Below are 22,119 nucleotides of genomic sequence, written 5' to 3'. Positions count from 1 at the left end.
CCATCCCTCGGCGCAGCGACGCGAAGCGGAGCGAAGACCGAAGGATCCAGGCCGTGACCTCAGCCGAAGAATGCAGCAGAGCAGAATTCTGCACCGTAGAGACGCTTCCAAGTTACGGCATGGATCCTATGGTCTGCGCCGCGTCGCTTCGCTCCTTGCTCCGCCATAGGATGACGAAGCGACGGGCATTTCGGCTAGTCTCCGAGGTTGCGATCTGCCCGCAAGCGGGCCTGTCGAATTCGGTCAGGGGTTAGATATTAGCCGGCTCTAACCGTCGCATAGATATCCCTATACGCTTCACGCAGCACGTTCTTCTGCACCTTGCCCATTGTGTTGCGCGGCAGTTCGTCGACGAAGATAACCTGCTTCGGATGCTTGTATTTCGCCAGCCGCCCGGCAATGGCGCCGGCGATATCGGCGGTGCTGATCGCCGATCCAGGCTTGCGCACCACGACCGCGGTGACGCCTTCGCCGAAATCCGGATGGGCGACGCCGATCACGGCGCTTTCGCTGACGCCTGGGAGCGCGTCGATCTCGCTCTCGATCTCCTTCGGATAGACGTTGTAGCCGCCCGAGATGATCAGGTCCTTGCCGCGGCCGGCGATGTGGACATAACCGTCGGCATCGATCAGCCCGAGATCGCCGGTGATGAAGAAGCCGTCATCCCGGAACTCGGCCTTGGTCTTCTCCGGCATCCGCCAATAGCCGACAAAGACGTTCGGCCCCTTCACCTCGATCATGCCGATCTCGCCCTGGGCCTGCGGCTTGCCTGTCTCGGGATCGGTGATACGCAAGGAGACGCCGGGCAAGGGAAAACCCACCGTGCCGGCGCGCCGCTCGCCGTCATAGGGGTTGGAGGTGTTCATGTTGGTCTCGGTCATGCCGTAGCGTTCGAGGATGGCGTGCCCGGTGCGCTCGCACCAAGCATTGTGCGTCTCGGCAAGCAGCGGCGCCGAGCCGGAGACGAAGAGCCGCATGTGGCTGGCCGCGTCCCTGGTCAGACCCTCCTGCTGCAGCAGCCGCACATAGAAGGTCGGCACGCCCATCAGCGCGGTCGCGCGCGGGAAAAGCGAGATGACACGGGCCGGGTCGAACTTCTGTTCGAACAGCATCCTGGCCCCCGCCATCAGGATGACGTTGGTGGCGACGAACAGGCCGTGCGTGTGGAAGATCGGCAGCGCATGGATCAGCACGTCGTCGGCGCCGAAGCGCCAGTGCTCGACCAGCACGCGCGCGTTGGAGGCGAGGTTCTCGTGGCTGAGCATGGCGCCCTTGGAGCGGCCGGTCGTGCCGGAGGTGTAGAGGATCGCGGCAAGATTGTCGGGTCCGCGCGCCGCGTCTGCAAAATCCTTCGGCTGCGCGTTGGCGCGGTTGGTAAGCGTCCCCCGCCCGTCGCGCCCAAGCGTCAGCGTCGCGGCCCCCGCCGATGCGGCAAGCGGTTCGACTTCGCCTGCCTTTTCCGGATCGCAGACGACCAGTCGTGGCTCCGCGTCGCGGAAGAAATAGTCGAGCTCGGGCAGCGTATAGGCGGTGTTGAGCGGCAGGAAGACAGCGCCGGCGCGCACACAGGCGAGATAGAGGAGCATAGCTTCCGGGGTCTTCTCCACCTGCACGGCGACGCGGTCGTCAGGCTGCACGCCCGCTGCGACAAGCGCGTGCGCAAATTGCGCGGACCGCGCCAGCATCTCGCCATAGGAGATCGAACGCCCGTCATCCGTCTCCATCAGCACGCGGCCAGGCGCCGGCATGCTGGCGCGAAAGGCGTCGAACAGGTGATTGGTCATCGTCTTCCTCTGGCCTCATGGCCGATGGGCAAATTCACCGGACTGGCCAGAGCGAATAACAGATTTGCCGGCCAGAGCAATTCCTGGAAAAGTGCGTAGCGGCGCTCCGTACGGAATTGCGTAAAAACAAAGAGTTAGGGCAGCTATTTGCGGCCGCGCGAGGCCTTGGCCGAACCGGCTCTAGGATCGTAGCCTTGGTTGAATCGCGCCATGCATTTCTGTGCCGTCAGCCGATAATGACTGAGCAAGGCTTCGACCGCGCCGTCAGCATCGCCGTCCAGCGTCCGCTCGGCGATCGTCCGGTGCTCGCCGAGGTCGTCGCGTTCGGGGCCCGGGCCGCGCTGCGAGATCAGCCGGTAGCGGGAGGCCTGGTCGGAAAGCTGGTCGCAAAAGCCGATCAGCCAGTGCGAGCGGCATGCCGAAATCAGCGCGCGATGGAAGGCGCGGTGCAGCGTCTCCCATTCCGGATTATTGATTGCGGGATCGTTGGGCTGGCGCCGCTCGGCACGCGCCAGGCGGTGCAGGGCCAGCACCAGCTGTTCTTCCCATTCTGCTGTGCGATGGGCAATCGATTCGCGCAATGCGCGTTCCTCCAGCCAGCAGCGCGTGCGGGTCAACTCTTCGAGCTCCGTCGCGCTCACAGGCATCAGGAAGAAGCCGCGCTGGTCGTGGCGGCCGAGCAGCCCTTCGGCGGCAAGGCGGTTGAGGGCTTCGCGCACCGGCGAGGCGCCGGCGCCATAGCGCGAAACGACCCATTCGACGCGCAGCTTGCCGTCGGTTTCCAAAGCCCCACGCAGCAGGTCCTCGCGAAGCTGGTGATAAACAGCGCTGGCCAGCGTGCTCTTGGCACCCTTGCCTTCGCCCGGACCGGCGTTCCCGTATGTCAATTTAGCACCTGTTGCTTGCCCCTGTTTTGCCAGGGTCCCTCGTCCAAGCAATCTCCGCACGCGTATCCTACAACCGGGCACTGCCGTCTAAAAGCGGAGGGTAGCGATATTTGACTTTAAGACAAGGCGGGAGCCAGTATCGAATAAAGTAAAAATCGCTCGAAAAAATCTGACGTTGTTGGGTGGCTTGACATAACTCGGTATATTGAACAGGCGTTCGGCGGCGCAGCGGCTTTGTTAGGAATAAGCTGTAGACGTCTTTAATTGGCGGCCTTGTCGACTGCTGAGCGGATCGCCTCGATGTTTTCCCGGTAGGCTTCGACGCTGCCGCCCTTGAAGATAGCGGCGCCCGCCACCAGCACGTCGGCGCCAGCGGCCGTCACCAGCGGCGCCGTTTCCGGCGAGATGCCGCCGTCTATCTCGATGCGGATCGGACGATTGCCGATCAGTGCCTTCACCCGTCTCACCTTGTCGACGATTGCCGGAATGAACGCCTGGCCGCCGAAGCCGGGATTGACGGTCATGATCAGGACGAGGTCCAGCCGGTCGAGCACATATTCGATCGCCGTTTCCGGGGTTGCCGGGTTGAGCGAGACGCCGGCCTTCTTGCCGAGGCTCTTGATGGTCTGCAGCGAACGGTCGAGATGCGGGCCGGCCTCGGCATGCACCGTCATGCCGTCGCAGCCGGCCTCGGCAAAGGCCGCCAGATAGGGATCGGCCGGCGCGATCATCAGATGGCAGTCGAAGAAGGTTTTTGTCCGGTTGCGGATCGCCTTGATCACCGGCGGGCCGAAGGTGATGTTGGGCACGAAGTGACCGTCCATCACGTCGAGATGGATCCAGTCGGCCCCGGCGGCCGCGACCGCCTCGACCTCGTCGCCGAGCTTCGAGAAATCCGACGCCAGCACCGATGGCGCGATCAGGGTCTTCTTGCTCATGATCCGGCCTTGCCCTTTGTTCCAGACGCGAATGTCAGGACTGCCTAATGCATGTCGTCCAAAAGTGCGCAGCGGTTTTGGGAGAACGACATGCATCAAAACAGAGACGTAAAGCGCGTCGCCTGAGTCCGTTTCGATGCGACGCGCTTTAGAGCATTTTGCAGCCAAGTGGAATCACTTGGCGTCGCAGAAATGCGGCCAACTAAGCGGAAGATGCGGGAAAGGGTAAGCGGTGGACAAGAAAGACCCGCCGGATCGCTCCAGCGGGTCTTCGTTCTCAGCCGAATGGGTTACGGCTTGAAGTTCTGGATGTTGGCGCCCGACGGCTCCTGCAGCACTCGCCGCGGCTGGCGCTGCGGGACCAACTGCTGCAGGATATTCGGGTTGAGCAGCAGGTTCGGATTGATCTCCAGGCCTGGCTGTCTGCGGACCGGGAAGCAATCCGGATACCGTCCGGTCGTTCCGGCCGGGCAGCGCCGCCTGATGATCGGCTGGCAAATGCCATCGATCATCTGCGAGCCAGGCGCGCATTCAGCCTCAACTCTGCGGCATGCGCCGTCGATCACTTCGGTCCCGCGCGGACACACACAAGCGCCGCGCTTGTTGAGGACCTGGCCGCGGATGGAGCACGTCTGGGGCTTCTTGATCGGCGCGCAGGCCTTGCCCTTCACCTCCGTCCCCTTGGGGCAGACGCAATCGCCGTCGGCATTGCGGATCTGGCCGCGAATGCGGCACTGGCTTGGCGGCTGCCTGTCGGGCACGCAGGCCTTGGCAACCCGGTCGAGATGCGTGCCGTCCGGGCAGGTGCAGCCGTTTGATGTCGGCACCGCGCCGCGCATCGTGCATTTCGGCGGGATGACCTGGCAGACACCGTTCACCAGCTCGCCGCGCCGGCACACGCAATTGCCGTTCTGGTCGCGGTACTGTCCGGGACGCAGCGTGCATTGCGGCTCCTGCGGCTGCCCGCTTTCCACGCACCTGCCGTTCTCCAGTTCGGTGCCGCGCGGACAGACGCAGCGTCCGTCCTCGGTCCGGATCTGGCCCTTGAGCAGCACGCAGCCTTGCGGCACCGGGAGCGGCAGAAGCTTGGTGCCGCCGGAACTGCACTGGCCGTTGCGGAAGGTCGTGCCTTCCGGGCAGGCGCAGCGTCCGGCCGGGTTGAGCACCATGCCGTTCGAGCATTGGATCTTCACCTCACGCCTGATGGTGAAGGGGTGGCATGCATAGGCCTTGCCACGGTCGCCCTGAACATTGGTCGGGCGCGACAGCACGTCGCCGCCGCCTTGCACCGGCGTGTTCGGCGAGAGCACGCCGACGCAGTTCTGTCCGCTGACCGTGCCCTGCAGATCGGCAAGCCGCCCATCGTCGGGGAGGATCACGGTGACATGGTGCGTATGGCTTTCGCCGGCGCTGAGCGTCAGATTGGCGATGCAGGATGCCGGCAGCGTCGCCGGCTCGGGCGCGCAGCCGAAGGGCGGCTCGATCGCGGTGATCTGAACACCTTCCAGCCTGCCGAGACCATCGATGCCGATCGCATCGCCGATGCGAACCGGACCGGAGAAGGCGTTCGGGCCATCATTGGCGATGGTGATCTCGAACGAGCAGGGTTGGCCTGGCCGGCATTCGGCATCGCCGGTCTTCTCGACGCGGATGGTGGAAGTGCTGCCGCCCTTCGCGCAGGCCTGGCCGATCGGATAGACGATGTCGTCTCCCGGTGCCGGCCCGTAGGAGCCGCGCGCGCAGTTCTCAAACGCGCCCTTGGCGCTCACCGTCACGTCGAAGTGTCGGCTCGTTCCGGGCGTCATCGCGGCGCCGGGAATCTGGCACGACAGCGTGTCGGCAGGCACCGGCCCGCAGCTCCAGTCCGCGCCGTCGGGCGTCACGGTCTGGATGGCCACCGGCGCGCCGCCCGACACCAGCGTCGCGGCATCGTTGACCCGCACCGGGCCGGTGGGGGCGGACGTGCCGGCGTTGCTGACGGTGATGCGGCAGGAGACCAAAGCCGCGCCGGCCAGCGAGCTCTCGCACGCCTTGGTGATGCGCAGGCCGGGCTGGCCGCCATTGAGATGGCGGATGCGTTCGGTCGCGCAGGCCTTGTTGTTGGCCACATCGACCTCGCCGGCAGTGGCCTTCACCTCGGCGCAGTTCTCCACGCTGTCCGGCCGGTAGTTTGCCGGCATGACGGCCTTCACGACGATCGGCGTCGAGGCGCCTGGAGGCAGCGAGATGCCGGCATTGTCGCAGCGGAACTGGCCGGGGCCGTCTGGGCCGCAAGTCCAGGGCGGGCTCGGCCCGAAGGTCGACGAGGTCGGCGCGCCGCCGGGATAGCTGTCGATCACCGTCAGTGGCCCGTGATAGGTGTCCGTGCCGTTGTTGATGATGTCGATCACGAATGTGCAGATCCCGTCCGGCGTGCAGACCGGCATGCGGGCGCGCTTCTTCAAGATCAGGTCGACTTTCTTCTCGACCGGAGGCTGGCACTGCGGGTCGCGATCGCCGCGACGGCAGATCGGAATCGAGGCGCAGCCGCGGTCGTTCTGCTGGCTGCCGAACAGCGGTTTGCCGCTCGCCTGGTAGTCATAGGCGGCGCAGTTGCGCAGCACGCCGCCTTGCCAGCCGCCGGCCGGCTTGAAGCCGAGCTTGAGGTCGACGGAGGCGCCGGGATTGAGCGTGGTCGCCGGGTGCGTGCAGGTCATCGGTGTCGTCCCGGGCGCACAGACCCAGGGCGGGTTCGGTCCTGAGGACAGCACCGAGCCCGCCGGCAGCGTCACCTCGTCGAGTACGATCTTGCCGTTGTAGGGTGCGTCGCCGACATTGGTGACCGTGATGGTGAAGTCGCAGCCGCCGGCCATCGAGCAGCGCGGCACGTCGGCCCGCTTCTCGACCTTGAGGTCTGGCTGCTTTTCAGGCGGACACCGGACGTCACGTGGAATGACGATGTCGATCGTCTGCGTGCAGCAGAGCCCCCAGCCTTCCTTCGGCCCGGCATAGGTGTCGATGCCGGTGACGATGAGGTGGATGGCCTCGCCGGGCGAAGCGCCGATGATCTTCCAGTTCAGCACGCCGCCGCCGGCAGGCACCTGTTGCGTGTCGGGAAGGATGGTGATGCCGGGCGTCGTCGTCGACACCTGCACCCATTTGCCGCCCATCTCCGGGCCGACTGGCATGTGGTAGATGAAGGCGCCGCCGCCGGGCACGCAGTCGACCGTGCCGCGCTCGACCTTGAAGCATTCCTTGGCGGGTGGCGGAGGCGGTGGGTTGCACTTGCTCGGATCGATCTTGATCGAGGTCTTCACGCCGGTGAGGAAATCGCCGTCTTCGGGCTTGTCCGGGTCCTGCGAGGGGATCGTGGTTGCCGGGCCACCTCTGAAGGCCACTTCCATCAGGCCCTGGTTGTCGACCGTGGCCGGTGTGGGAAAGGCGGCATGGTCTATCTTGGCCGTGATCCGGAAGGTGATCAGGCGTTCGTCCGCAGCGCCGACGCCATCGAGGTTGGAAGCGCTGATCCGGAAATTGGAAACGCTGGCTGTATCGTTCGGGGCGGCCGACGTGCTGATCGAAGCAGCAGGCAGCGGTCCGCCGGAAGCGCTCGTGCCGTCGCCGACGACATTGACGCTGACGATCTGCAAGCCGTGCGGCAGCTGGTCCTTGAAGTCGAGCCTTGTCGCTTTCAGCAATGCGGCCACGCTTGGCCTGTCGAAGTCCTGCGGGTCGCCGTGGATGCCGAAGCTCAGGACGTATTCAACGGTGTCGCAGCTTCTCTGGCCGCCCTTCTTGGTAAAGAAGGGCACGATCCGCCCGAGCTCAGGGTTGATGCCGCGCGGACTGGCTTCTGGATTGGCGGCCTGACCGGCCGCGGCCGGAGCCTTGTCCTGGGCAAGCGCCGGCAGCGCCGGCATCATGGCGACCGCGATACCGGCCGCCATCAGCCAGCGCGCGCCGCGCCTAGCACATGACAGGGGTTTCATGATCGTCTCCATGACGGTTTTTCGCGGAGCGAAGCGGGAAAAGACGGGATTGTTCATCTGTCCCTCCTCGGCGCTTCGCAATCGACGGCCGGCGTCCTGAGTGGCAGCGTCATCTTGCAGCAAGGGTAGTAGCCGCCCTTGTCCTGGTCGGACTTGCGGTAGAAGCAGAGCCCGACATTGACGGTCTCGCCAGGATTATGGCCAGTGATGTCGATCGTGTAAGGTTTGCCCGGGTCGTGCGACATGGGTGAGGTCACCCCGACGCCAGGTGTTTTGGACAGAGCCTTGATCGAGTCGCCGCCGAAGCCGGCATGGTCATGGAGATAGAGATCGGCCTGGAGCCCGCGCGGCGTGCAGTAATACTGCACGTCCTCGACATCGAGGCAGGGAGGCAAATTGCCGGGCGGTGGGAAGTCCGGCGGATAGAAGGGAGGCAAGAAGCCGCCCAGGATTTCCTCATAATAGCCGGCGCGGCCCTCGCAGGGGCGCCAGACCCTGACGTCGCCGACATGGCCTTCCACGTCCGGGTCCTCGAAATAGCCGTCGAAGTCGACGAACCACGAGCCGAAGGGCGGCACGTTTGCCGGCTTGACCAGCGCGCTCGGCGTCAGCTGCACGCCATGCACGGCAAGCGGCCCGCCGGCGGCGAGCCGCTCGGCAAGCTCGGGATTTTCGCGCAATTTGTCGCCCGTGTTGACGACCGTGTCGGTGCAGACCGAGGTGTCGAGATTGCCCTCGGCATCGTAGCGGTATTGCAGGTCGACGCCGCCTGCCGACTGGCGATTGCCCTGCGGGAAACCGATTGCATATTCCTGCGGCACCTCCACCCAGGCCGATTCCGTCGCCGGATCGTCCGGATCCTCGCGCTGGTAGCGGATGACCTCGCCTTTGCCGGAATCGGCGAAGCGGCTGTAGTCGTAGCGGTTCTCGACCGGGCCGCGCTGGGCGAGATACATGAAGCCCTTGCTGTCGAAGGCGATGTCGGTGACGGCGTAGTCCTGGTCGGCCTTGACCGTCAGCTCCCAGCGCGGATCGCCGGCAAAGCTTCCGTCGCTGGCAATACCGACCGACCAGATTTCGGCCTTCTCGCCGACGGAATAGTAGAGCCGGCCGCCGTGGTAGGAGACCGCCCACACACGGCGTTCGTCCTGCGTATAACCCCAGGTCTCAGGATTTTCGCTATCGAAGGCCGCGCCCTGGATGTCCATGGCGGCGCCGTCATCGGCGACCGGGGCAAGCCCGTGCGCCGGGCGGCCGGCAACGCCGTGGTCGAACGTGTCGATCAGGTGGCCGTCAACGTCGATGCGGTGGATCAGGCCGGTGTCGAGATCGGAGGCGAAGAACTGGCGGTGGGCGGCATCGAAGGCAAGGTTGCCGATGCCAGGTCCGCTGTTGGTCTCGATGTCGGCGAATTTGGAGACAGCGCCGGTGATGCCGTCGATCTTCCAGATCGTGCCAGGCCCGCCGCCATTCCCGGTGCCGAACTGGCCATCCATGAAGACAGCGCCGGCGATGCCTTTACGCTGTCGCTCCGGGCGTCCGTCATTGTCGGCGTCCGGCGTGACGATCTCGATGCCGTGCAGCGAGGTCGCCGCCGCATAGAGGTTTGGAATGCCCGACGGCACCCCGTCGCGCATGCCGTCGTCATAGGTGAGGCCGAACACCTCGCCGATCTGGCCGGCCGTCACTTCGAAGGGCGGCGGCGTGAAGACAAGCTGTCCGGAGGCCTGACCGCCGAGATGGGAAACGTTGAAAATGCGCAGCGAGGCCTGCGAGGTGTCGATGAAGGTTTCGTCGACCGGGTCGACGCCGGGCGGCAGGCCCCCTTTTCCCGAATCGGAAGAGTCGAAATCAGGGATGATAGTGCCGGGAAAGCCGGTCACCGCTATCGACCCGGGATAGATGATGTGCGTTTCCTGGGCTTTTGCCACGCCGCCGAGCCAAACGCCGGCGGACAGCGCCAGGGCAAGAATTCCACTGGTTGTCATTATGGCGCGGCGCAGACCGCCGGCGCGAGAAGCCACGAACGAGCCGCGGTCGCGAGACATTGAGCTCCCCCCGAAGTCGTCGGAAGAACCCCCCGTTTTCGCCGCGCGGATCAAGGCAAGTCGCGGCGTTCCGGCTCGTTCGTCTCCGATAAAATTGTCTGTTTTCCGCTTGGTCACGATACGCCGGCTCCTGGGCACGGTCAACGGAATCAGCCGGAAGCCCAGCGCATAGACCTGCTCCCGAAAGCGATGGTCGCGCTGGGCTCCTGTTGGTCCCGGAGACCGCCGGGCCTCGGGGTTTCTGCTCATTGGAGCGTTCCTTTCCGGGCTCGCACGATTGCGCAGCCTGGCCGTCAGTCGCGGCCCGAGACGGAAAGGTTCAATGCGATGTAGGCGCCGGGGCGGAAGAGCTGTCTTTGCCGCTTGGGAAGATCACCAGATCCATTCGCCCTTGCCGAGCACGGACACCGCCTCGACGATGCGGGTGAAGCTGGCTCGCGCCCGGCCGACTGTATGCCGGGCTCTCAGATAGCCGTGCACCAGCCCCGGTTCCTCGAACCAGTAGGCATGCCCACCGGCTGCGACGACGTGGTCGCGATAGGCCTCGCCGTCGGAGGACAGCGGGTCGCATTGGGCGGTGATCAGCACCGTGGGCGGCAGGTAGGCGAAATTGGCATCGGCGAGCGGCGACAGCGTGATGTCGCCGGTGCGGTCGACGCCGCCGGTGCGAATGCTCAGGTAGAATTTGGTATCGCGCACGGTCAGCATCGGCGCCTCGGCATGCGTCACATAGGAGCCGCGCGAGCGGTCGCCGCCGAGGTTGGGATAGATCAGCACCTGGCCGATCGGCTTCTTGACGTGACCGCGCGTCGCGTGGGCGATAGCCGCGCAGAGATTGCCGCCGGCGCTGTCGCCGCAGAGCAGGACCGGGCTATCATAGGTCTCGGACGCCCATTCGAAGGCCTTCAGCGCATCGTCGAAGGCAGCCGGATGCAGATATTCCGGCGCCAGCCGGTAATCGACCGAGACCACCTCATAGCCGGTGCGGGCGCAAAGCTCGGCGCAGACATCGTCATGGCTGTCCAGCCCGCCCAGGATGAAGCCGCCGCCATGGATATAGAGCACCAGAGCGGCGCTGTTCGGTTCCGCATTGCGGTAGATGCGGATTGGGATGCTGTTCGTCGACGCGGCAATGGCTGTCGTTTCCGCCGTCACGCCTTGTGGGTAGCCGGCGAAGAATTCCCGGCACATGCGGTCGTAGATTTCACGCTGCCGGGCAATCGTGTAGTCGATCGTATCCGGCGGATAATAGGAGTTGGTCTTCTCGATGAAGGCCCAGGTCTCGGCGTCGATGAGTTTTGCGTAGTCGGTCATGGTATTTGGACCAACTTTGAAGGTCGAGCCCGGGCACCCCCCTCTGGCCTGCCGGCCATCTCCCCCGCAAGGGGGGAGATTGGCAGCTTCGGCGACAGCGCCATTCCTGCAACGTCGACGATTGGCGAAAGCGACGGCGACATCCGATCTCCCCCCTTGCGGGGGAGATGGCCGGCAGGCCAGAGGGGGGTGTGACGGAACGCCATCGTCTGCGGGCCTATCTGCCCTTCCACACCGGGTCGCGCTTTTCCGCAAACGCGCGAAAACCTTCCATATTGTCCTCCGAGCCGTAGAGGATGTCGACCGTCGGCAGCTGCCGGCGCGTCACCTTGTTCATCGCGTCCTGGAAGGTCAGCGCCTCGGCCACGCGCGCCGTTTCCTTGATCGCGGCGAAGACCAGCGGCGGGCCGCCGGCCAAGAGCCGCGCGATCTCCCAGACGCGGTCCTCGAGCTTTTCCTTGGGCAGCACCTCGTTGACCAGGCCCCAGCGATGCGCCTCGGCAACATCCATCCAGCGACCGGTGAACAGGAGGTCCATAGCAATATGATAGGGAATGCGCTTCGGCAGCTTGATGGTGGCTGCGTCGGCCAGCGTGCCGGCGCGGATCTCGGGCAGCGCGAAGGAGGAATGGTCCGAGGCGTAGATGAGGTCGCAGGACAGCGCCAGCTCGAAGCCGCCGCCCACCGCCATACCGTTGACGCAGGCGATCACCGGCTTGTTCAAGTCGCGCAATTCCTGCAGCCCGGCGAAGCCGCCGACGCCATAGTCGCCGTCGACCGCGTCGCCCGCGGCCGCCGCCTTCAGGTCCCAGCCGGCGCTGAAGAACTTGTCGCCGGCCGTCTTGACGATGGCGACGCGCAAGCCGGGATCGTCGCGGAACGCCTTGAACGTCTCGCCCATCAGCCGCGACGTCTTCAAGTCGATGGCGTTGGCCTTCGGCCGGTCGAGCGTGACTTCGAGGATGGTGCCTTCGCGGCGGGTGGTGATGACGTCAGCCATTCTTCTTTTCTCCAAGCACCAGCAGTGCATCGGCGATCCAGGCGCCCTTGCCTTCGGCGCAGACGATCAGCGGGTTGATGTCGAGTTCTTCGATCTCGACTTCATTCTTCTGCACGAAGTCGGCAATGCCGGCGATCGCGTCGATGGCGGCCTGGACATCGGCCTTCGGCCGGCCGCGATAACCTTCGAGCAGGGGATAGAGCTTGAGCCCCCGCAACGCCGCCTCGATGTCGTCGCGGGTCGCCGGCAGCATCAGGGTGACGCTGTCGCGCAAAAGCTCGACCAGCACGCCGCCGGTGCCGAGCGTCATCACCGCGCCGAACATCGGGTCGCGGGTGAAGCCGACGATCAGCTCGGCGACGCCGTCGCGCACCATACGCTCGACATAGAGCCCGGTGCCGAGCGGCAGCAGGTCATGCGCGGCATTGCTGACGGATTCGGCGTCCTTGAGATTAAGCCGCACCGCGCCGACTTCCGATTTGTGCGTCACGCCCAACGCCTTCAGCGCCACCGGGAATCCTAGCGCCATCGACGAGATCACCGCCTCGACCGCGTTGGAAGCCCGCTCGCCTTTCGGCACCGGCAGGCTGGCCTCGATCAGACGCGCTTTGGCCTCGGCCTCGTCGGGCGTGACATGATCTCCGTCCGTCACACCGGCGGCAGACGTATCGACCGGCTGTGCCTGCGGCTCGCGCCAGGCCCAGCCGATGAAGGCGGCGGCCTGGGCGGCATCCATGGCTTCGGAAATGCCAAACAACGGCACCATGCCGCGCGCCATCAGCCCGGCGGTGTATTCCTCCGGCAGGTTTTCGGGCAGCGAGGAGACGATCGCACCCTGCGCCCTGTTGGTCTTCAGCGCTGCCTCGAAGGCGCGCAGCGTCGCCCACCAGTCGGTGTCCGAGCAGCGGTCGGGACGCGGGAAGTCGAGCACCAGCATGTTGAGGTCGAAGCCGCCCGACACCAACGCGGTGAAGGTGGCCGTCATCGCCGGCTCGTTGTTCCAGATGAAGGTGTGGTAGTCGAGCGGATTGGCGACCGCGACCAGCGGCCCGAGCGTCGATTTGACATGCGCGCGGTGCTCGGCCGTCAGCGTCGGGAAATGCACCCAGCGCCCCTCGGCGCTGTCGGCCATGACCGAGGCTTCGCCGCCCGAGCAACTCATCGACGACAGCCTGTAGCCGGGCAATGGCCCGGTGATGTGCAAGAGCTTCAGCGCTTCGATGAAGGCCGGAATGGAATCGACGCGCGCAATGCCGAGCCGCTTCAGGAAGGCGCCGGAAGCGGCATCCGAGCCGGCCAGCGACGCGGTGTGCGACACCGTCGCCTGCCGTGCCTGTTCCGAGCGGCCGACCTTCATGGCGATGATCGGCTTCTTCAGCTCGCGGGCTCTCGCCGCCAAGCGCTCGAAGCCGGCTACGGAATCGAAGGCCTCGATATGCAGGCCGAGCGAGGTGACGCGCTCGTCCTCGATCAGGCCGAGTGCCATTTCGGAAAGGCCGGTCTGCGCCTGGTTGCCGGCCGTCATCAGGAAGGCGATCGGCAGGCCGCGCTTCTGCATCGTCATGTTGATGGCGATGTTGGACGACTGGGTGATGATGGCGACGCCCTTGCCGCCGTCCGGTAGCCGGATGCCGCCGTGCTGGTCGGGCCACAGAAGCGCGCCATCGGCATAGTTGATCAGGCCATAGCAGTTCGGGCCGATGATCGGCATCTGGCCAGCGGCGGCGACGAGCTCGGCCTGCAGCCGCTCGCCATCCTCGTCATAGGCTTCGGTCTCGAGGAAGCCGGCGGCGAAGCAAACGGCGCCGCCGGCGCCGCGCTCGGCCAGCGCCTTGACCACCTCGATGGTGAGGTGCCGGTTGACGCCGACAAAGGCCGCGTCCGGAGCGCCCGGCAGGTCGGCGACGGAGCGGTAGGCCTTGCGGCCGGCGACTTCGTCTTTTGTCGGGTGCACCGGCCAGATCTCGCCGGCAAAGCCCATCTTGATCGACTGCGCTACGACGGCGGCGGCCTGCGCCCCGCCGAACACGGCGATCGATTTCGGGCGCAGGAGACGTTCGAGCTTATGCATGGTCATCTTTTCGTTTGAGCACGTTCTTTCCCAAACCGGATTCCGGTTTGGGCGATCATGCGCTAAGCCCCGAACGGACGCAGCAGCGCCCGCGAAATAATATGTCGCTGAATCTCCGAAGTGCCTTCCCAGATGCGCTCGACGCGCGCGTCGCGCCAGATGCGCTCCAGCGGCAGGTCGTCCATCAGCCCCATACCGCCATGGATCTGAATGGCTTCGTCGGCAACGAAAGCCAGCATCTCGGTGGCCTTCAGCTTAGCCATCGCCATGTCCTGGTCGGTGACGGTGCCCTGATCGTACTTCCAGCCGGCTTCGAACACCATCAGGTCGGCGGCCTTCAACTCCGTTGCCATGTCGGCGAGCTTGAACGACACGCCCTGGAACTTGCCGATCTGCTGGCCGAACTGCTGACGCTGCGCCGCATATTCGATCGCATGCGAAAGCGCGCGCTCGGCACGGCCGAGGCAGGTGGCGCCGACCTGCAGGCGCGTGGCGCCGAGCCACGAGTTCGCGACCTCGAAGCCCTTGTGCACTTCGCCAAGGATCTGGCTCGCCGGTAGCCGGCAGTCGTCGAATTCGAGGATCGAGTTGGTGTAGCCGCGATGTGAGACGTTGCGGTAGCCGTCGCGCACCGTGAAGCCTTTGGTGCCCTTGTCGACGAAGAAGGCGGTGATCTTCTTGCGTTTGCCGCGCGGCGAATCCTCTTCGCCCGAGGCCATGAAACAAATCGCGAAGTCGGCGATATCCGCGTGGCTGATGAAATGCTTGGTGCCGTTGAGCACCCAGTCCGAGCCGTCCTGCACGGCGGTCGCCTTCATGCCGCGCAGGTCCGAGCCGGCTCCGGGCTCGGTCATTGCCAGGCAGTCCCACTTCTCGCCGCGGATGCACGGGAAGAGATACTTTTCCCGCTGCTCCGGCGTGCCGGCGAGCAGGATGTTGGACGGGCGCGCCACACAGGTCCAGTGCAGCGCGTAGTTGGCGCGGCCTAGCTCCTTCTCGTAGAGCAGCCAGCTCACCGTATCGAGGCCGGCGCCGCCGACATCGGCCGGCATGTTGGCCGCGTAAAGCCCGGCCGCGATTGCCTTGGCCTTGAGCTCCTCGATCAGCTCGCGGCGCAGCACGCCGGTACGCTCGACCTCATGTTCATGCGGGTAAAGCTCGTTCTCGACGAAGGCGCGCGTGGTCTCGACGATGAGCTTCTGTTCTTCCGAGAGACCGAAATGCATCGCCTCAGCCCTTCTTCTTGCTCTTCTTCGCCTTGGCGGGCTTGTCAGCTTTTGCCGGCTTCGCAGCCTTCTTCGCCGGCTTGGCCGCCTTGGCCTTTACGGGGACCGGCTTCTTCGCTGCCAGCTTGGCGAGCCGGTTCGTATACTCCTTGTGCAAGGCGCCGGCGCCCCAGCCCTTGCCCTTGTTCTGCTTCGACAGCGCTTCCATGATCGCGACCAGATTGTCATCGCGGATCTTTTCCAGCTCGCGGATCGACAGCCCGTTCGCCTGCTCGTCGGATTGCGTGGCGATGAGGTCGACCAGCTCGTCGTTGAACTCCGGCACGTCCATCAGCTTGGTCCACGGCCATTTCAGGCACGGCCCGAACTGCGCCATGAAGTGGCGCATGCCGGCTTCGCCGCCGGCGACGCGATAGACCTGAAACATACCCATCTGCGCCCAGCGCAGGCCGAAGGAATAGCGCATGATGTCGTCGAGTTCCTCGACGGTGCAGATGCCGTCCTTGACCAGCCACAGCGCCTCGCGCCAGGCCGCTTCCAAGAGGCGGTCGCCGACAAAGGCCTCGATCTCCTTGCGCACTACCACCGGCTTCATGCCGATCGCGGCGTAAAGCTCCTTGGCGACTTCGATCGCCTCCGGGAAGGTCTGCTGGCCGCCGACGATCTCGACCAGTGGCAGAAGGTAAACCGGATTGAAAGGATGGCCGACGACTAACCGCTCTGGATGCTTCTTCATCGCCACTTGCATGTCGGTCGGCTTGATGCCGGAGGTCGAGGACCCGACGATGGCGTTGGCTGGCGCATGAAGGTCGATCTCGGCCAGCACCCTGTGCTTGAGGTCGAGCCGCTCCGGCACGCTTTCCTGGATGAAGTCGGCATCGGCAACCGCCTCAGCGATCGTCTTGGCGAAGGTCAGCTTGCCTTCCTTGGGCAGGCCGCCGGGCAGCATCAGCTTGTAGGCGCGGCGCGCGCCCTTCATCACCTCGCCCACTTTACGCGAAGCCTCCGGATCGGGATCGAAGATCGAGACATCGATGCCGTTGAGCAGCAGGCGCGCCACCCAGCCGGCGCCGATGACGCCGCCGCCGATGGCGGCCGCCTTGTTGATGATGCTCATGGTCAGGCTCCGGTTCTTGTCTTGGCTGTTTCAGGATCGGTAAGCGGTTCACGTTCGCCGGCGCGGATCACCGCGGGGTCGTAGGCCTTGCGCGCGAACACTTCGAGCACGAGTGGGCGGAAGAATTCGATCGGCAGCGCGTCGTAGTCGGGATCGAAGCTCGACTGGTCCCAGCGCTCGCAGAACCGGTCGCAGTCGTCGAAATAGAGGTGACCGGCGAAGCGGTCGCGGGCATGCCGGTTGCCACCCAGGTGATGCGCGTAATAGAGGCGCTGGAAGTCGCCGTGCTTTTCCACCACCCAGGTGCATTGCTCGCGCACGAAAGGCTTCAGGATCGTGGCGGCATATTCGTCATGATTGTAGGGCGCATAGATGTCGCCGATGTCGTGCAGCAGCGCGGAGACGATCCAGTCGGTGTCGGCGCCGTCGCGCCAGGCACGCGTCGCCGCCTGCAGCGAATGGCCAAGCCGGGTGATCTTGTAGCCGGATAAACCCTGATCGAGCTGCACCAGGGCGGTGAGCAGCCGATCGCCGGTCTTGGCGGCATAGTCGATCTCATGGGCGGTCAGGAATTCGTAGTCTTCCTTGTCGCCGTCCTTCATCGCAGTGAATTTGACGGTAGCCATCTCCGACTCCCTCAAATCACGGGGCGATCGGTGCCCGCTTGGTGAGATTGAGCTTCTTGCGTACTTCCTCCGGGCCCAGCACGCGCGCGCCGAGATTGGTCACGATGCTCACCGCGCGCTCGACGAGCTGCGCATTGGTCGCCAATACGCCCTTATCGAGCCAGAGATTGTCTTCCAGGCCGACGCGGACATTGCCGCCGGCAAGAACTGCCGCGGCCACATAGGCCATCTGGTTGCGGCCGATCGAGAAGGCCGACCAGTTCCAGGTCGAAGGCACATTGTTGACCATCGCCATGAAGGTGTTGAGGTCGTCCGGCGCCCCCCACGGCACGCCCATGCAGAGCTGCACCAGCGCGTCGGGGTTGAGCACCTTTTCCTCGACCAGTTGCTTGGCGAACCACAGGTGGCCGGTGTCGAAGGCCTCGATCTCCGGCTTGACGCCCAGCGCCGTCATCATGCCGCCCATGGCGCGCAGCATGCCGGGCGTGTTGGTCATCACGTAGTCGGCTTCGGCGAAGTTCATCGTACCGCAATCCAGTGTGCAGATCTCCGGCAGGCACTGGCGCACGTGCTCCATGCGGTTGGTGGCGCCGCCCATGTCGGTGCCTTTCTCGTTGAGCGGCAGCGGCGCTTCCGGCGAGCCGAACACCATGTCGCCGCCCATGCCGGCGGTTAGGTTCAGCACCACGTCCACATTGGCCTCGCGGATGCGCTCGGTCACCTCGCGGTAGAGGTGCACGTCGCGGCGCGGCTTGCCGGTCTCGGGGTCGCGCACGTGGCAATGGACGATGGCGGCACCCGCCTTGGCGGCCTCGATCGCCGAATCGGCGATCTGCTTGGGCGAGCGCGGCACATTCGGGCTGCGGTCTTGCGTGCCGCCGGAACCGGTCACGGCACAGGTAATGAAGACCTCACGGTTCATCGCGAGTGGCATCGTCTTTCCTCCCAAATTCGATCAGCCATCCATGTCGAGCAAAAATCCGGAAACCGGCTATGCTATGACGACATGCGCCGAAGCTGATCAAGAATGACCGACTTGCCGGAAACTGTTTTGCGTTTTACGAAGCTCTCATGATTAAAAGCGAAAAGCCGACCATCTTTCGCTCCGAACGCGAAACGCTCAAGGTGACATTCCTGGTGTTCTCGGGCGCGTCCATCATGTGCGTGGCCTCGGCGGTCGACCCGCTGCGCGCCGCCAATCGCATCTCTGGCGAGACGCTGTTCGACTTCAAGCTGGTCTCGGTCACAGGGGAGGCGCCGGTGACGACATGCGGCCTGCCGGTTGCCGTCAGCGGGCGCTTCGATGCCGCCGAGCCCACCGACATGCTGGTCGTCGTTGCCGGCTTCGGCACGCAGAACTACGCCACCGCCCAGCTGCTTGCGGGTTTGCGGAGGGCGGCGCGGGCGGCCCGCGCCTGCGGCGGCGTCGAGGCCGGCACCTGGCTGGTGGCGCGGGCCGGCCTGCTCGAGGGCCGCAGCGCCACCACGCATTGGGAAGACATGGAGGATTTCTCCGCCGCCTTTCCCGGCGTCGACGTGCGGCCGGACCGTTACGTCATCGACGGGCCGGTCTTCACCTCCGGCGGCGCCTCGCCGACCTTCGACCTGATGCTGCATCTGGTCCGCACCCGGCTCGGCATGGCGGCCGCGCTCGATGTGGCGAGCGTCTTCATCTACGACCAGGCGCGCGCCGCGACCGACGCGCAGCCGCTGGTCTCTCTCGGCCGACTCGACGGCTACGATCCGCGCTTGGCGCAGGCGATCCGGCTGATGGAAGCGCATGTCGACCAGCCGCTGACCATCGATGCGGTGGCCAAGCGCGCCGGCGTGACGGCGCGGACGCTGGAGAGCATTTTCCGCAAGTCGATCGGCGAGACGCCTGGCGCCTATTATCTGCGGCTCCGCCTCAGCGCCGCCCGCCGCCTGGTGGTCGACACGCGCATCGCCATGGCCGACATTGCCGGGCGCACAGGCTTTTCCTCCGCTGCCGCCTTTTCCAGGGCGTTTTCCAGAGCTTTTGGCGAAGCGCCGGTCAGGCTGCGGCGCGGCTGAGGATCCAGTCCGCCGCAGCGGTGAGATCGTCCACCAATGCCGTCGGCGGCGGATCGAATCGTGTCTCATCGTTGGGACGGTATTTGCCAGTCCGCACCAGCAGCGCCGCGCCAAGCCCGGCGCTGAGCGCGCCGGCGACGTCGCTTTCGGCATCGTCGCCGACCATGACCGCATCGGCAGCCGGGCAGTTCAGATCGGCGAGCGCCGAGAGGAAGAAATCCGGCGACGGCTTGCCAAGCACGACAGGGCTTCGGCCGCTGGCGAATTCGAGGGCCGCCACGAAGGCGCCGGCGTCGAGGCTGAGCTCACCGTCGGCATCCTTGAAGGTTCGGTTGGTGGCTAAAGCCAGAAAATCGGCACCGGCAACCAACTCGCGGAACGCCCGGTTTAGAGTCGCATAGTCGAAGGCTTCGCCGGCATCGCCGACGACGACAGAGCGGCCCTTGCCGCCCTCCAGGCCGGAGAACTCGGCTTCGAGGTTGGGATGGACGAGCAAATGCGGCCGGCGAACATGCCTGCGCAGCCATTCCACCGCGGCGCGCGCCGGCGTCAGCAATTCTTCATCCGCAACCTCGACGCCCAGGGCGGCAAGCTGTGCGATGATTCTGTGGCGCGGCGAGCGTGTCGTGTTGCTAACGAAGCGGAGCGGCAGGCCGGCCTTGCGCAAACGCTCGACCGCGGCCACAGCGCCCGCTATCGGGGTGTCGCCATCATAGACGACACCCGCAAGGTCGAGCAGCACCGCGCGTATCATCGGTGCAGGATGGAGAAACAGTCTCCGTTCGTCAAACCACGGAAAACAGGGCCACGGAAAACAGGGCCACGGAAAACAGGGCCACGGAATCGGGCCCCGAAAAATCAGGCGGCGTCGCGGCCTTCGCGAACAATGCGCGAGCGCATGCTCTTGGCCAGCGCCGTTTCGAGCCGCGCGGCGACCGCGCGGTCCCATTCATTTGTCTTGCGGGCGCCATCCTTCGGATGCGGCAGCGCCATCAGCCGATCAATGATCGAGCCAGCCTCGCCCGGAGAGAGCAGGGCGTCGATTTCGCGTTCGTGCTGCATACGTTTCGCCTCCTTCTTTCCTTCCCGCCACATGTCCACAATATAGGAGATCCGTGACGGCTGTTTGAAGGCAAGAGCGGGGCGATTGAGGGGCAGCGCGGGGCAAAACCTTGTCGTGTAGTTTCACCCCGCGGGGAATGCAATTTCAGCTCTGCGGCGCCCGAATCGGGCGCCGCAGGACGCTTCAGACGTAGCGGTTGACGATGTTCTCCAGCAACTCCTGCCGGCCGGAGCGCGGCTGCGGCTCGATCTTCTTCTTCACCACGCGCTCGGCGATCTCTTCCAGCGTGCGCTTGCCGGAAAGCATCGCCTTGCCTTCGGACGTATTCCAGCCGGCATAACGCTCGGCCAGCGGAGCGGACAGCGCCTTGTCCTCGATCATCTGGGCGGCCGCCTTCAGGCCGCGCGCGCAAGAATCCATGCCGCCGATATGGCCGATCAGCAGGTCTTCCGGGTCGAGCGACTGGCGGCGAAGCTTGGCGTCGAAATTGGTGCCGCCGGTCTTGAAGCCGCCGCCCTGCAGGATCTGGTAATAGGCCAGCGCCATTTCCGGCACGTTGTTGGGAAACTGGTCGGTATCCCAGCCCGACTGATAGTCGTTGCGGTTCATGTCGATCGAGCCGAAGACGCCGAGCGCGTTGGCCAAAGCCAGCTCGTGCTCAAAGGAATGGCCGGCGAGGATCGCATGGCCCTGCTCGATATTGAGCTTGACCTCCTTTTCCAGCCCGAAGCGCTTCAGGAAGCCGTAGACGGTCGCGACATCGTAGTCGTACTGGTGCTTGGTCGGCTCTTGCGGCTTCGGCTCGATCAGGATCGTGCCCTTGAAGCCGATCTTATGCTTGTAGTCGACGACGAGGTTGAGGAAACGGCCGGCCTGCTCCTGCTCGCGGGCAAGGTCGGTGTTGAGCAGCGTCTCATAGCCCTCGCGTCCGCCCCACAGCACATAGTTCTCGCCCTTGAGCTTCTTGGTCACGTCGATGCACTTCTTCACCGTCGCCGCTGCATAGGCGAACACGTCCGGATCGGGATTAGTGGCCGCGCCCGCCATGAAGCGGCGGTGCGAGAAGAGGTTCGCCGTGCCCCAGAGCAGCTTGACGCCGGTCTTCTTCATCTTGTCGGCAAAATGGTCGGCAATCTCGTCGAGGCGCGCAGCACTCTCGGAGAAATCCTTGCCTTCCGGGCGGACATCGGCGTCGTGGAAGCAGAAATAGGGCACGCCGAGCAGCGAGAACATCTCGAAGGCGACGTCGGCCTTGAGCTTGGCCAGTTCCATCGTATCGACGCCGCCGGGCTTGGCGAACCACGGCCGGTCGAAGGTCTGGCCGCCGAAGGGGTCGCCGCCCTGCCAGGCGAAGGAATGCCAGTAAGCGACGGCGAAGCGCAGATGGTCCTCCAGCCGCTTGCCGGCAACGACCTCGTCGGGGTTGTAATACCGGTAGGCCAGCGGATTGGTCGAATCCGGTCCCTCATATTTGATCTTCTTGATGTCGCCGAAAAATCCGCTGCTCATGTTTTCCTTCCTCTCCGAATGCTTTCGCCCGATTACCTCAGGCGTAATTGGTTTCGTTCCTTCGTCCGGCGAAAAGGGTCATGTCGAAACGATCCAACGAAGGATGAAGACAATGACCGACCTCAACACCATCGCCCGCAACTACATCACCGCCTGGAACGAGAGCGATGCGACGCGCCGCAAGGCCCTGCTCGAGGCAGCCTTCACCAAGGATGTCAGTTATCGCGACCCGGTCATGCAGGGGGACGGCCACGACGGCATCGCCGCATTGATCGACGGTGTCCAGCAGCGCTTTTCCGGCTTCCGCTTCTCGCTGAAGGGTGAGCCTGACGGTTTCGCCGATCGCATCCGCTTCTCGTGGAATCTCGGACCCGAAGGCGCAGAGTCCGTCATCGAAGGCACCGATATCGGCATCATCGAGAACGGCCGCCTGAAGAGCGTCACCGGCTTCCTCGACAAGGTGCCGGCGCAGTGAGGCCAACTGGGGAGGGGAGGTGCGAGGAACCCCCCTCTGTC

17 protein-coding genes are annotated in these 22,119 nt (G+C 64.9%); 2 read left to right on the top strand and 15 right to left on the bottom strand.

Annotated elements, in window-relative coordinates; all coding sequences use genetic code 11:
• Positions 1-257 precede the first annotated feature (257 nt).
• The 12 genes from RFN28_RS08485 to bcoG all read right to left on the bottom strand — a co-directional run bounded on the left by RFN28_RS08485 (position 258) and on the right by bcoG (position 17,913).
• Positions 258-1,784 carry a malonate--CoA ligase gene (locus RFN28_RS08485; protein ID WP_320286922.1) on the bottom strand — a complete coding sequence of 509 codons (1,527 nt, stop codon included), beginning with the start codon at positions 1,782-1,784 and terminating at the stop codon, positions 258-260.
• Positions 1,785-1,927: 143 nt separating this feature from the next.
• Positions 1,928-2,671: a GntR family transcriptional regulator gene (locus tag RFN28_RS08480; protein ID WP_320286921.1), complete on the bottom strand. Its 744-nt coding sequence runs from the start codon at positions 2,669-2,671 to the stop codon at positions 1,928-1,930.
• A gap of 260 nt (positions 2,672-2,931) precedes the next feature.
• On the bottom strand, positions 2,932-3,609 hold the full coding sequence (gene rpe, locus RFN28_RS08475) for a ribulose-phosphate 3-epimerase (RefSeq protein WP_320286920.1): 678 nt from the start codon (positions 3,607-3,609) through the stop codon (positions 2,932-2,934).
• 290 nt (positions 3,610-3,899) lie between these two features.
• Complete coding sequence (locus RFN28_RS08470) at positions 3,900-7,634, bottom strand: DUF7929 domain-containing protein (RefSeq protein WP_320286919.1); 3,735 nt, start codon at positions 7,632-7,634, stop codon at positions 3,900-3,902.
• Positions 7,631-9,625 carry a hypothetical protein gene (locus RFN28_RS08465; RefSeq protein WP_320286918.1) on the bottom strand — a complete coding sequence of 665 codons (1,995 nt, stop codon included), beginning with the start codon at positions 9,623-9,625 and terminating at the stop codon, positions 7,631-7,633. The genes RFN28_RS08470 and RFN28_RS08465 overlap by 4 nt, the downstream gene beginning before the upstream one ends.
• Positions 9,626-9,997: 372 nt before the next feature.
• A complete protein-coding gene (locus RFN28_RS08460; protein WP_320286917.1) occupies positions 9,998-10,939 on the bottom strand; it encodes an alpha/beta hydrolase in 942 nt (313 codons plus the stop codon).
• 217 nt (positions 10,940-11,156) lie between these two features.
• Positions 11,157-11,939, bottom strand: a complete 783-nt coding sequence (locus RFN28_RS08455) for a carnitinyl-CoA dehydratase (RefSeq protein ID WP_320286916.1) — start codon at positions 11,937-11,939, stop codon at positions 11,157-11,159.
• Positions 11,932-14,010 carry an acetate--CoA ligase family protein gene (locus tag RFN28_RS08450; protein ID WP_320286915.1) on the bottom strand — a complete coding sequence of 693 codons (2,079 nt, stop codon included), beginning with the start codon at positions 14,008-14,010 and terminating at the stop codon, positions 11,932-11,934. The genes RFN28_RS08455 and RFN28_RS08450 overlap by 8 nt, the downstream gene beginning before the upstream one ends.
• Positions 14,011-14,072: 62 nt before the next feature.
• Positions 14,073-15,236 carry an acyl-CoA dehydrogenase family protein gene (locus tag RFN28_RS08445; RefSeq protein ID WP_320286914.1) on the bottom strand — a complete coding sequence of 388 codons (1,164 nt, stop codon included), beginning with the start codon at positions 15,234-15,236 and terminating at the stop codon, positions 14,073-14,075.
• A 4-nt stretch (positions 15,237-15,240) separates the two neighbouring features.
• Entirely contained in the window at positions 15,241-16,353 is a 1,113-nt protein-coding gene (locus RFN28_RS08440; protein WP_320286913.1) for a carnitine 3-dehydrogenase, read from the bottom strand.
• Positions 16,354-16,355: 2 nt separating this feature from the next.
• Positions 16,356-16,979 (bottom strand): HD domain-containing protein, encoded by a 624-nt coding sequence (locus RFN28_RS08435; protein ID WP_320286912.1) that lies wholly within the window; start codon positions 16,977-16,979, stop codon positions 16,356-16,358.
• A gap of 16 nt (positions 16,980-16,995) precedes the next feature.
• Positions 16,996-17,913 (bottom strand): 3-dehydrocarnitine:acetyl-CoA trimethylamine transferase BcoG, encoded by a 918-nt coding sequence (gene bcoG, locus RFN28_RS08430; protein WP_320286911.1) that lies wholly within the window; start codon positions 17,911-17,913, stop codon positions 16,996-16,998.
• Positions 17,914-18,050: 137 nt separating this feature from the next.
• Between bcoG and RFN28_RS08425 the strand changes: the two genes are divergently transcribed.
• Complete coding sequence (locus RFN28_RS08425; RefSeq protein ID WP_320286910.1) at positions 18,051-19,031, top strand: GlxA family transcriptional regulator; 981 nt, start codon at positions 18,051-18,053, stop codon at positions 19,029-19,031.
• Here RFN28_RS08425 and RFN28_RS08420 read toward each other — a convergent pair.
• From RFN28_RS08420 to xylA, 3 genes are all read right to left on the bottom strand, one after another.
• A complete protein-coding gene (locus RFN28_RS08420; protein WP_430677527.1) occupies positions 19,012-19,773 on the bottom strand; it encodes a TIGR01458 family HAD-type hydrolase in 762 nt (253 codons plus the stop codon). The two genes, RFN28_RS08425 and RFN28_RS08420, sit on opposite strands and share 20 nt — an antisense overlap.
• A 116-nt stretch (positions 19,774-19,889) precedes the next feature.
• A complete protein-coding gene (locus RFN28_RS08415) occupies positions 19,890-20,093 on the bottom strand; it encodes a hypothetical protein (protein WP_292302810.1) in 204 nt (67 codons plus the stop codon).
• A 184-nt stretch (positions 20,094-20,277) separates the two neighbouring features.
• Positions 20,278-21,603: a xylose isomerase gene (gene xylA, locus RFN28_RS08410; protein ID WP_320286908.1), complete on the bottom strand. Its 1,326-nt coding sequence runs from the start codon at positions 21,601-21,603 to the stop codon at positions 20,278-20,280.
• A 112-nt stretch (positions 21,604-21,715) separates the two neighbouring features.
• Between xylA and RFN28_RS08405 the strand changes: the two genes are divergently transcribed.
• On the top strand, positions 21,716-22,078 hold the full coding sequence (locus tag RFN28_RS08405) for a nuclear transport factor 2 family protein (protein ID WP_320286907.1): 363 nt from the start codon (positions 21,716-21,718) through the stop codon (positions 22,076-22,078).
• The last annotated feature ends 41 nt before the right edge of the window (positions 22,079-22,119 follow it).

It is taken from the genome of Mesorhizobium album (genome assembly GCF_033977205.1).
In the GTDB taxonomy this organism is placed as follows: domain Bacteria; phylum Pseudomonadota; class Alphaproteobacteria; order Rhizobiales; family Rhizobiaceae; genus Mesorhizobium; species Mesorhizobium album.
The sequence above is the reverse complement of the archived record's forward strand: the minus strand, read 5'-3'. Positions and strand labels throughout refer to the sequence as shown.

Excerpts from the sequence above, each read along its gene's own strand:
- RFN28_RS08440 (WP_320286913.1), bottom strand. The coding sequence starts at position 16,353 with ATGAGCATCATCAACAAGGCGGCCGCCATCGGCGGCGGCGTCATCGGC.
- RFN28_RS08485 (WP_320286922.1), bottom strand. The coding sequence starts at position 1,784 with ATGACCAATCACCTGTTCGACGCCTTTCGCGCCAGCATGCCGGCGCCT.
- xylA (WP_320286908.1), bottom strand. The coding sequence starts at position 21,603 with ATGAGCAGCGGATTTTTCGGCGACATCAAGAAGATCAAATATGAGGGA.
- RFN28_RS08470 (WP_320286919.1), bottom strand. The coding sequence starts at position 7,634 with ATGAACAATCCCGTCTTTTCCCGCTTCGCTCCGCGAAAAACCGTCATG.
- RFN28_RS08465 (WP_320286918.1), bottom strand. The coding sequence starts at position 9,625 with ATGTCTCGCGACCGCGGCTCGTTCGTGGCTTCTCGCGCCGGCGGTCTG.
- RFN28_RS08435 (WP_320286912.1), bottom strand. The coding sequence starts at position 16,979 with ATGGCTACCGTCAAATTCACTGCGATGAAGGACGGCGACAAGGAAGAC.
- RFN28_RS08415 (WP_292302810.1), bottom strand. The coding sequence starts at position 20,093 with ATGCAGCACGAACGCGAAATCGACGCCCTGCTCTCTCCGGGCGAGGCT.
- RFN28_RS08445 (WP_320286914.1), bottom strand. The coding sequence starts at position 15,236 with ATGCATTTCGGTCTCTCGGAAGAACAGAAGCTCATCGTCGAGACCACG.
- RFN28_RS08450 (WP_320286915.1), bottom strand. The coding sequence starts at position 14,010 with ATGCATAAGCTCGAACGTCTCCTGCGCCCGAAATCGATCGCCGTGTTC.
- RFN28_RS08425 (WP_320286910.1), top strand. The coding sequence starts at position 18,051 with ATGATTAAAAGCGAAAAGCCGACCATCTTTCGCTCCGAACGCGAAACG.
- RFN28_RS08405 (WP_320286907.1), top strand. The coding sequence starts at position 21,716 with ATGACCGACCTCAACACCATCGCCCGCAACTACATCACCGCCTGGAAC.
- bcoG (WP_320286911.1), bottom strand. The coding sequence starts at position 17,913 with ATGCCACTCGCGATGAACCGTGAGGTCTTCATTACCTGTGCCGTGACC.
- rpe (WP_320286920.1), bottom strand. The coding sequence starts at position 3,609 with ATGAGCAAGAAGACCCTGATCGCGCCATCGGTGCTGGCGTCGGATTTC.
- RFN28_RS08455 (WP_320286916.1), bottom strand. The coding sequence starts at position 11,939 with ATGGCTGACGTCATCACCACCCGCCGCGAAGGCACCATCCTCGAAGTC.
- RFN28_RS08460 (WP_320286917.1), bottom strand. The coding sequence starts at position 10,939 with ATGACCGACTACGCAAAACTCATCGACGCCGAGACCTGGGCCTTCATC.